This is a genomic window from Sulfurimonas sp., from assembly GCF_014859695.1.
In the GTDB taxonomy this organism is placed as follows: Bacteria; Campylobacterota; Campylobacteria; order Campylobacterales; family Sulfurimonadaceae; genus Sulfurimonas.
Genome location: NZ_JACUTS010000067.1, coordinates 1 through 9653, shown reverse-complemented (window position 1 = coordinate 9653; position 9653 = coordinate 1). Strand labels below are relative to the sequence as shown.

At 37.9% G+C, this 9653-nt stretch carries 14 protein-coding genes; 9 read left to right on the top strand and 5 right to left on the bottom strand.

Features of this window, described 5'->3' with window-relative positions:
- The first annotated feature begins 75 nt into the window (after positions 1-75).
- A complete protein-coding gene (gene raiA, locus IBX42_RS09820) occupies positions 76-405 on the top strand; it encodes a ribosome-associated translation inhibitor RaiA (RefSeq protein WP_294932427.1) in 330 nt (109 codons plus the stop codon).
- A 2-nt stretch (positions 406-407) separates the two neighbouring features.
- Positions 408-830 (top strand): protoporphyrinogen oxidase HemJ, encoded by a 423-nt coding sequence (hemJ, locus tag IBX42_RS09815; RefSeq protein ID WP_294932424.1) that lies wholly within the window; start codon positions 408-410, stop codon positions 828-830.
- A gap of 31 nt (positions 831-861) precedes the next feature.
- Here hemJ and der read toward each other — a convergent pair whose 3' ends face one another.
- Both der and IBX42_RS09805 read right to left on the bottom strand, forming a co-directional pair.
- Positions 862-2343 carry a ribosome biogenesis GTPase Der gene (der, locus tag IBX42_RS09810; RefSeq protein ID WP_294932421.1) on the bottom strand — a complete coding sequence of 494 codons (1482 nt, stop codon included), beginning with the start codon at positions 2341-2343 and terminating at the stop codon, positions 862-864.
- A 153-nt stretch (positions 2344-2496) separates the two neighbouring features.
- Positions 2497-3075, bottom strand: a complete 579-nt coding sequence (locus IBX42_RS09805) for an LPP20 family lipoprotein (protein WP_294932418.1) — start codon at positions 3073-3075, stop codon at positions 2497-2499.
- Between the two features lie 81 nt (positions 3076-3156).
- On the opposite strand from IBX42_RS09805, the gene IBX42_RS09800 reads away from it, so the two are divergent.
- On the top strand, positions 3157-3600 hold the full coding sequence (locus IBX42_RS09800; RefSeq protein WP_294932415.1) for a phosphoribosyltransferase family protein: 444 nt from the start codon (positions 3157-3159) through the stop codon (positions 3598-3600).
- 13 nt (positions 3601-3613) lie between these two features.
- Here the strand turns inward: IBX42_RS09800 and IBX42_RS09795 are convergent, their stop codons facing one another.
- The 3 genes from IBX42_RS09795 to IBX42_RS09785 all read right to left on the bottom strand — a co-directional run bounded on the left by IBX42_RS09795 (position 3614) and on the right by IBX42_RS09785 (position 6264).
- A complete protein-coding gene (locus tag IBX42_RS09795) occupies positions 3614-4366 on the bottom strand; it encodes a DnaJ domain-containing protein (protein WP_294932412.1) in 753 nt (250 codons plus the stop codon).
- Positions 4367-4391: 25 nt separating this feature from the next.
- Positions 4392-5186, bottom strand: a complete 795-nt coding sequence (locus IBX42_RS09790; RefSeq protein ID WP_294932409.1) for a DUF3108 domain-containing protein — start codon at positions 5184-5186, stop codon at positions 4392-4394.
- A 79-nt stretch (positions 5187-5265) separates the two neighbouring features.
- Positions 5266-6264: a hypothetical protein gene (locus IBX42_RS09785; protein WP_294932406.1), complete on the bottom strand. Its 999-nt coding sequence runs from the start codon at positions 6262-6264 to the stop codon at positions 5266-5268.
- Positions 6265-6332: 68 nt separating this feature from the next.
- Between IBX42_RS09785 and IBX42_RS09780 the strand changes: the two genes are divergently transcribed.
- From IBX42_RS09780 to nusB, 6 genes are all read left to right on the top strand, one after another.
- Positions 6333-7220 carry a DMT family transporter gene (locus IBX42_RS09780; RefSeq protein ID WP_294932403.1) on the top strand — a complete coding sequence of 296 codons (888 nt, stop codon included), beginning with the start codon at positions 6333-6335 and terminating at the stop codon, positions 7218-7220.
- A gap of 197 nt (positions 7221-7417) precedes the next feature.
- Positions 7418-8209 carry a 3-deoxy-8-phosphooctulonate synthase gene (kdsA, locus tag IBX42_RS09775; protein ID WP_294932400.1) on the top strand — a complete coding sequence of 264 codons (792 nt, stop codon included), beginning with the start codon at positions 7418-7420 and terminating at the stop codon, positions 8207-8209.
- Between the two features lie 2 nt (positions 8210-8211).
- Entirely contained in the window at positions 8212-8454 is a 243-nt protein-coding gene (locus IBX42_RS09770) for a hypothetical protein (protein ID WP_294932397.1), read from the top strand.
- Entirely contained in the window at positions 8441-8728 is a 288-nt protein-coding gene (locus IBX42_RS12585; RefSeq protein ID WP_365943612.1) for a type II toxin-antitoxin system RelE/ParE family toxin, read from the top strand. Before IBX42_RS09770 ends, IBX42_RS12585 begins: the two co-directional genes overlap by 14 nt.
- 12 nt (positions 8729-8740) lie before the next feature.
- A complete protein-coding gene (ribH, locus tag IBX42_RS09765; RefSeq protein WP_294932394.1) occupies positions 8741-9205 on the top strand; it encodes a 6,7-dimethyl-8-ribityllumazine synthase in 465 nt (154 codons plus the stop codon).
- A 2-nt stretch (positions 9206-9207) separates the two neighbouring features.
- Entirely contained in the window at positions 9208-9606 is a 399-nt protein-coding gene (gene nusB / locus IBX42_RS09760; protein WP_294932391.1) for a transcription antitermination factor NusB, read from the top strand.
- Positions 9607-9653 lie beyond the last annotated feature (47 nt).

Genomic DNA, 9653 nt, shown 5'->3' with positions numbered 1-9653 from the left:
GTATTATACATTTTTTAGCTTTATTTCGCTACTATTTGGCTAAAATAGGCACTCTGCCAAACAAAAGGATTTATTATGAATGTACTTCTTCATGCAAAAGATGTATCTCTACACGCAAACACAAGAGCTCATATAGAAGCGGCTATTGAAGCTTTTAAGAAATATTCACTGGATATTACGACCGTAAACGTAAATATAGGAAGCGAAAAAAAGGGTGTGAGCGTAGAGTTTGACATCCATATAGCGCATGCGCAGCCAGTAGTTATAAATCAGAGTGATGAAGATTTGGACGCGGCTATTGATTTGGCAATTGATAGAGCTACAAAGGCACTTCGCCGTCTTCATGACAAGGTAGTTTCACATAAGACGGCTTCTATTAAAGAGATAGAAGTAGTAGAAGAGTAGTCATGTATAACTGGATAGTCTGGTTTCATATCCTCTCTTTTATCTCGTGGTACGCCGTACTTTTTTACATGCCGCGTCTTTTTGTTTATCATGCCGAAAATGCCGACAATGAGGGGTTTGTAAAAGTAGTAAAAGTTATGGAGATGAAGATTTACAAATATATTGGGGTTCCGGCAATGTGGGCTACTGTTTTGAGTGGCTCTTATCTTGCTTATGAACTTGGTTTTAGCGGCAACGGCTGGCTGCATGCAAAGATATTTTTTGTTCTTATTTTGATTGCATATTTCTTTTCGCTTGGATATTTTAGAGTGAAGTTTTTAAATGATGAGTGTACAAAGAGCGGTAAATTTTTTCGCGCCTATAACGAAGTTCCGACAATTTTGCTACTGATTATTGTGGCGATGGTTATAATCAAACCATTTTAAAAGCTTAAACGTAAAAGGAGCTTTTCTCCTTTTACTTATCTCCGCGTTTTTTAGCTTTGAAAAGAACAGGCGTTCCGCTAAAGCTAAAAGTCTCTCTTAGTTTATTTGTTAAATATCTTCTATATGTAAAGTGAAGTCCTCGCGGTTTGTTCATAACAATAGCGATTTTAGGCGGTCTAGTCTCATACTGCGTTGCATAGTATATTTTTATAATCTGTCCATGCATAGATGGGAGCTGATGCCTTCTCATCGCCTTTTCTAGGGCGACATTTAGATCAGATGTTTTTATGCGCTGAGAGTAGTTTTCATTTATCTCTAAAATCATATCATGAAGCTTATCGACTCTTTTGTGTGACTTTGCAGAGAGGGTTATGATGGGCGCATAAGCAAGAAACTTAAATCTGTCTCTTACCTCTTGAATAATTTTGTCATAATCGTCTCTTGAAGCGATATCCCACTTGTTTAAAACAATGATACATGCAAGGCGGTTGCTGTCAACCAGACCTGCAATTTTTTCATCCAAATCTAAAAACGGTTCGCTTGCGTCAAGAACAACAAGAGCCATATTTGAGTTCTCAAGCATCTCTTTTGTACGCATAAGAGCAAACTTCTCGATGCCGAGAATCTTGCCGCGTCTTCTTAATCCCGCAGTATCGACAAAAGTAAGCTGTTTGCCTTTGTACTCGATGCTCTCATCAATCGGGTCGATAGTTGTTCCCGCTACAGAGCTTACAACTGAGCGCTCTTCGCCGAGCAGAGCATTTAAAAGAGAGCTTTTTCCAACATTTGTGCGCCCGATAATAGAGATTTTTATATGATTTACATCATTTTCGTCAAACTCTTTGATTCTATCATTTTGTGCAAAGATGGAGTCATCTTCAAAATCCTCTTCCTCTTCCTCATCCGTATAGAAAAAGCCGTCATCCTCTTCCTCTTCGTTATGCTCATCAAACTCAAATGCACTCTCATCTTCATCGACTAGATTTACATCATCCTCTTCTTCGCCCTCTTCTTTTACAATGTCAGAGTCGGGAATCTTGTCATACACCCACTCAAGTAGGGAGACTACGCCTCTGTTGTGTGCAACCGATATGCCGAAAATCGCATCACATCCAAACTCATAAAAATCCCAAAGATTATCTTTAAGTTTGTCATTGTCAATTTTGTTGACAACCAGAGCCACATCTTTGCCCAGTGTTTGAAGCTCGTAAAATAACTTTTTATCTTTCTCTTCAGGAATGCTTTTGCCATCAACCATGTAGAGGACAATATCGGCTTTTTTTGCAGCTTCAAGTGATTTCTCTTTGATTTTGTCAAAAAGTTCGCACCCTTGGTCAAGCCCGCCGGTATCCAAAAGAAGGGCCTCTTTATTCATAATCATGACGCTTCGTCTTTTGACATCCCTTGTTGTTCCTGCTATATCCGATGTGATAGCATCTCTTTTTTTGACTAATCTGTTAAAAAGAGAGCTTTTGCCGACATTTGGGCGACCGATTATTGCGATTTTTTTCATATTTTTACCTAAGAAGAGAGTTGAATTTGTAGTTTATTTGGAATTATAGCAAAATATAAGAGTAATTTTAGGTTTATAAAAAACCTTGCTCTCTTGCATATTTGTTTATGGAGATGCAGAGACTTAATCGTCTCTGCGTAAAGAAGATACTCTTTAGTTTGTAGTAAACTCTTTTTCTAACTCTTGGAGTGCATTTTTAGCTTTAAACTGCTGCCAGAGAGCTTGATCGTTTTTGAAACTTGTTCTAATGTTGTTTTGAATCTGCTCGTTTGCAGAATCTTTAGAAACGGTTACAAGCATATAGATGGCACCTGAAGGGGCGCTCCACATATCAACTGCTTTTGAACCGACCAAGTCAACCTTTGCAACCTGCTTTGTTACGGTTTCAATCGCCTTGTCTACGGTCTCAGTTGTGCCTACACCTGTTGTTCCTGTGTAGATGGTGATTTTATCTTTGACTTCAGACTCTATCTGCTGAGCTAGGTCTGAACGACCGTTAGCCATTGCTACTCTTCTCATATGAGCCATTCCGGCAGCACTCTTTTGTGCTATACCGATACCCGCATAAGCATCTTGCACATCAGGAATACATGTCCACTTTGGAGCGGGAACACCCTCTTGTTCACAAGCAAAATCCACACTTCTCTCTTGGGGTTTAGCATCTTTACTACAGCCGGTAACTAAGGATAAAAGCAAGCTTGCTGCTAAAATTGATAAAACAGTTTTGATCATTTCTTGATCTCCTTTTTTTTCTGTAATGATTGTATCAGTTTTAATCTTAAACGGGATTTATTATTGTTGTATAATACGCGTATGAAATATTACAGTTATGAAGATTTTAAAATCGATACGCTCTCTTTAATACAGATGGTAAAAGGTTCACATTGTGAGGCAATTATAGCCATTGCCAGAGGAGGGCTTACACTTTCACATGCTATGGCAGAAGGGCTTGACATCCGCCAAGTTCAAAGCATAAGAACGGAGCTTTATGATAAAACTTTTAAGAGGGATATGTTAAATATATTTGATACGTGTCAGCTTGATGGAGTAAAAAAAGTGCTTGTTGTTGATGACATAGCAGATAGCGGGGATACGCTAGCGGCTGTTATGGAGTATTTGGAAAAAAAATATGAAGAGATTGAGTTTGTCTCATGTACTCTTTTTTACAAAAAAACATCTGTTTATGAGCCTCATTTTTGGATAAATGAGGCAGACGGTTGGATTGATTTTTTTTGGGAGAGAGATTTTTTAAAATAATCTTTTATGTTCACTATTTCCTGTGAGCTTTTATCATCTCATACGCTTGGTTTATCTCTTGAGTTTTTGCGGTTGCCTCTTGCATATATGCATCGTCTTTGCCTTGAGATTTGATGATATCTGGATGGTATTCTCTTATTAGTTTTCTGTACGCCTTTTTAATTGTATCCATATCATCGCTCTCATTTATGCCTAATAATTTATATGCATCGCCGATATTTGCTTTTGGTCTGATGTTATGAACCATTTTTTCAAACTGTTCAAACATGCCATGATAAGTACTTGGGTCAAATTCTAATGCTTGTGCAATAGAGGCTAAAATCTCCTCTTCGCTTTTGCTTACCTCTCCATCAACAAAAGCAAGCTGGATTAAAAATCCCATAAACTGGTGCTGCTTGGCTACATCTCTTTTAATCGCTTTTGCCAAAATATGCGCAAGTTCTCTTGGGTCAGCAGAGCCGTTTTTATGCTCGTTAAAGATTTCTTTGAGTATATCTTTTGTTTTTTGTGGCTCTGGAAAAAGAGCCGAGATATCATCAAACATAATTCCGATTAACTCAGCCTCAAGCGCATCAACTCTGCCATCAGCCTTTGCAACTTTCGCAACAAGCGCTACAAAAAGACCAAGTTCGCTCTTTTGAAGAGACTCTTTGGAGACAGAGAAGTTTTTAAATGCTTCTTGTGAATAGAGTGTATATCTTGAGTAGCTCTTAAATATCCAGTAAAAAAATGCGGCTAAAATAGCCAGTAGTATTATGTTTCCCATGATTTTCCTTTAAATTTATTGGCAATTAGTTACTGCTGATTTTATGGTAGACTCTTTTTGCTGTAATTTTCCCTATCCAAAATACTTCGCCCAGAAGAGCCTCTTTTAAAAGCCCGTCATGATCAAACGCCACAAGCACGTCAACTATTTCGTCATCTTTATCAAAGGGCTCTACGTTTAGGTTGTATATATCTTCTATGCCCTCAGAAAAGTTGAGTATTGCAGAGTCTCTCTCTACTCCTTTTAAGCAAGAGACGGTTATATTGTTTTCCTCGTCATGAGCACCCACTGCGACAAGCTTGTAAAATTTTTCCTCAGAGTTGCAGGTAGTTTTTGTATTTAGGTATGAACTTAGCACGTCTGCATCTTTATAAACATCTAAGAAACTCTCCTCTACAGAGTTTTTACTTACCTCTTCGGATATGATTTTAAAACGCTTTGGATCAAATCTCGTTTTGTTTACTAATTTTGTTTTCTCTTCTACTAATTTTATCTCTTTTTTCTCATGGTCAAAGTAGTATGTTTGAACTCTTAATCTTTTTGTCGTTACTTTGGATGCTATAAAGATATCCGGAACATATTTGCCATCAACAACTCTGCCTCTGCTCATAAAAGTCTCGACCCTGTCTTTTAAAAGTGCAGCTGCAACACCGGCAGTGTTTGCTATAAGCTTTATTTCGTACGTTCCTCCGGATTCTCTTAAGGTTACATCGGCGTACCCTACGTTTCCTAAAAGGCTCACATGCACATCATAGCGTGTTGAAATATCTTTTGAAAAAACAGAGCTTATAAGTAAAAAAAGTATTAAAACATACCTCATAGCAACTCCCATACATTTTACATATATTGTATCAAATTTTACACTTTATTATAATGTGAAATTGTAGTGCAGATTTTATTTAAATATTTCCAAAATAAAAATCCACATTAAATTGAAACACATAGTTTGGTTCATACCCATACTGCCTGTGAAAACTTATACCTGGTCCAAGTTCTAGTGAAATCCATTGCTTAAAAACATTTTGTCGCCATGAGACAGATGTAGAATAGTTACTTATGCCGTTGTAATTTTGGGGTGCGACTTCGCACTTATATTTGGAGTTGCCCCAAAATTGCTGAGAGATGCTAAATCCTTTTTTACTCGAGAGTGTTAGGTAGTATGAGAAAGTAACGGCATAGTCAAATCCGTCAACATGCGATTGCGTTTTACGATAGAGTGTTGTTCTAAAAAGAGAGCGCTCATCTACAAGGGCTCTATTAAAATAGAGATTTGTCTCTTCGCTCCAATCTGTTTTAAGGGAGTATTTAAATTGCTGAGTTGGCTGAATAATCCAATTGTCCAGTTTGAAATCCTTGGAGTATCTTGCTTTTGCGTAAGGTGTAAAGCTGCTGATTCCTATGGAGTATTTTGATTTAATCTCCTTGTAGACTGGGGCAAAGAAGTTGATACCGACCGCCGTGCTTCTCTCTTTTACTTCAGTGGAGCTCTCTGGGTCAAAGTAGTTTTTTTCAACATCTTCAATAAAAAGCTGAAAGCTCTTTTTGGTTCTGTTAAGAGGTATTTGCGCTCTTATTTTATACCTGTAATCTTCATCAGCTTTTGACTGAAATTCGGAGCCAAGACGCAGGCGTAAAAAACTCATCTGGGTCTCCTCGATAAACTTTTCATCCTTAAAAAATTTATCGATATGAGTAAGAGTCTCATCTTCGCTTGTTTCATTGTCATCTGACTCTTGGACCCAACGGCTAATACTCTTATCAACGTTGTCAAAAACTTTAACAACATATCTTGAAAATTTTTTATGTTTTTCATCTACATATTGTTCAAATGTGCACTCCTCTGAAGCATAAATGTTCAGCAGCAGGCACGATAAAAGAGCCATAACTCGTAATGACATACAATTCCTTTGCATACATAAGATATTATAACCTATTTGAATTAAAAAAGATTGGTATACTTTCGTCCATGAAATATATAAAAGAATTAGATAACGGTGTCAAATATATGCTCTTTGCATCCTTTTTGTTTGCGATTATGGGTGCATTTGCAAAGTTGGCATCAGAGCATATGAGCTCACTTGAGGTTGTGTTTTTTAGAAACATATTCGGCGTTATCTTTATAGGTTATGCGCTCTATAAAACTCCCATGACACATAAAGGCGGAAGACCTCTTTTACTTTTTTTTAGAGGGTTGATGGGTTTCTCGGCACTTTTGGCATATTTTTACAATATTGCCCATATTCCGCTCGGAGACGCCGTAACATACTCAAAAACCGCACCCATTTTTACCGCAATATTCGCATGGCTTCTTTTAAAAGAAAAGCTCTCTCTAAGCTCTTGGATTGCAGTATTTATAGGTTTTGGCGGCATAGTTCTTATAGCACAGCCCAGCGGAATCGGCTTTAGCAAATATGACCTGCTTGGTATTTTTAGCGGAGTGGGAGCCGCTCTTGCATACACGTCGGTAAGAGAGCTTAGAAACTACTACGATACAAGAATGATAGTCCTCTCCTTTACGCTTGTGGGAACCGTAGGGCCCATGCTGCTGTTTTTGCTCTCACACTATTTTTATATAGCGGAGCTTGATTTTATGATGGGTAAATTCGTTATGCCAAGCGGAATTGTTTGGTTCTATGTTGTAGGACTCGGAGCGCTTGGAACAATGTCGCAATACTACATGACAAAAGCGTACGGCGAGACAAAAGCCGGCATTGTCGGTGCGGTAAGTTACACAAACATAGTATTTGCGATTTTGGTCGGGTTAATGCTCGGCGATGCGCTTCCAAGCCTTTTGAGTGCATCCGGAATCGTTTTGATAGTTGCCGCAGGAATCATGGTAGCAAAGGCAAAATGATTTTACTTATGATATAATCGCTTCCTATTTTTAATAACTGGCATTGCGCACTTTTTCATAAAAATGTGTAAAAATATATTTTAGTTCTCGAAAAACAAAGTTTTTCGTAGCTTTAGGGGGTTGTAGGGACTTTAGTCCCTGCCGCCTAAACGGACGTGTTCGTTTAGGTGCGTAACATCAGTTAAAAAGGCAAACAGATGAAATTACTCGCCGGACCTTGCGTCATAGAGAGCGAAGAGAATATTTTTAAAATCGCTAAAGCTTTAGAGGTTTATCAAAATGACCCGACTATAGATTTCTATTTTAAATCCTCTTTTGATAAAGCCAATCGTACATCACTCGATAGTTTTCGCGGATTGGGCATAGAAGAAGGACTTAGAATTTTAGAAAAAGTTAAAAAAGATTTTGGCTACAAAGTTGTAACGGATGTACACGAGTCGCATCAAGTGGCTCAGGTTGCCGAAGTTGTCGATATGCTTCAAGTCCCCGCATTTTTATGTCGTCAAACAGACCTTTTAGTTGCATGTGCAAAAACTACAAAAGAGGTAAATATCAAAAAAGGGCAGTTTATAAACCCGCCCGATATGCGCTACTCTGTGGCAAAGGTGCTTAAAACCCGCGGTTGTGATGAGGTGAGCTATGAGGCTTCAAAAAAACACGGAGTTTATCTCTGCGAGAGAGGAAGCTCTTTTGGATATGGAAATATTGTCGTAGATATGCGCGCACTTGTTATCATGAGAGAGTTTGCACCGACTATTTTTGATGCAACGCACTCCGTTCAAGCTCCGGGTGCACTTGGCGGAAAAACGGGCGGAGACAGAACAATGGTTCCTTATCTGGCAAGTGCTGCTGCAGCTGTAGGAGTTGACGGTTTCTTTTTTGAGACGCACTTTGACCCAAGCATCGCACTTAGTGACGGTCCTAATATGATAAAATTAGACGAGCTGGAAGCTCTTGTTGCTAAGATTAAAAAAATTCAGGAGATTTGAAAATGATTACTTTAACTATTGAAGATAAGCAGATTGAGCATATATTTTTGGATGAGTTCCATAGTAATAAAGAGAAATTTTTTGAGTTCATTAAACTTAGCTTTGATGGCTTTAAAAGCCAAAGCGTGGATGAGGATTTGTCCTATTTAGAAGATGAAATACAAAAGGGATTTGATTCAGGAATGTGCAAACAATCTCATGATGAAATATTTGATGAACTTATAAAAAAATATGCTTCAAATTAAATATACAAAACAAGCAGAAATTGATTTGGACACTATTTTTCATAATATATTTAAAGATAAGTCATCGGTAGCTGTTGAATATGTTAACAAAATGAGAGAGTTTATAAGACTTTTGCAATTAAATCCATATTTAGGGTTTGATTGTAAAAAGAAAAATATAAAAAAAGATTGCAGAATACTGGTTTTTGATAGTTATAATATTTACTATAACATAACAAAAAAATCAATAAAAATTGGTAAGATAAAAAATTCAAGACAAAACACTAAATTTTAAAAAGGAAAAAAGATGAATTTAATCGAAGGCAAATTAAAAGTAGTAAACGGCAAGAAAATTGCGATAGTAAGTACGAGATGGAATCACTTTATTGTTGACAGACTTGTTGAGGGCGCAAAGGATGCATTCGCTCGTCATGGCGGAGATGATGCTGATTTGACGCACGTTTTGGTTCCTGGAGCATTTGAGCTTCCAATGATAATTGACCAGCTTCTGGCTAGCAAAAAATATGACGCAATCTGTGCACTTGGCGCTGTTATCCGCGGAGCAACTCCTCACTTTGACTATGTTTCTGCGGAAGCTACAAAAGGGATAGCGACAATGAGCCTAAAGTATCAAAAACCTGTATCCTTCGGGCTTTTAACGACTGACACAATCGAGCAGGCAATCGAGAGAGCGGGCACAAAAGCAGGAAACAAAGGTTTTGAAGCGATGACGGTTGTTGTCGAGATGTTAGACCTTTACGAGAACTTATAATCATGGCAACTAGACATCAAGCCAGAATGGCAGTTGTAAGTTTGCTCTACGCATTTGATTTGGGCAACGGAAATATTGCAGAGCATACGGATGAGATTTTAGAAGAGAAGAAGATTCGCAACAAGCAAAAAGATTTCGCACTCACGCTTTATGAGGGTGTTATGAAAAACATAGAGTCGGTTGATGTGGCAATAGTTAAACATCTAAAAGATTGGGATTTTGAGAGACTCGGAGCCATCGAGAGAGCAACACTCAGACTTGCAACTTATGAGATACTCTACGGAGAACTTGACTCTGCGGTGGTTATAAATGAAGCGGTTGAGATAACAAAAGCATTCGGAACAGAACAATCTCCTAAGTTTATAAACGGTGTTCTTGACGCAATTTCAAAAGATAAATAACTGACCTTACGCACTTTTGCAAAAAAGTTCGTAAATACCTCTAATTT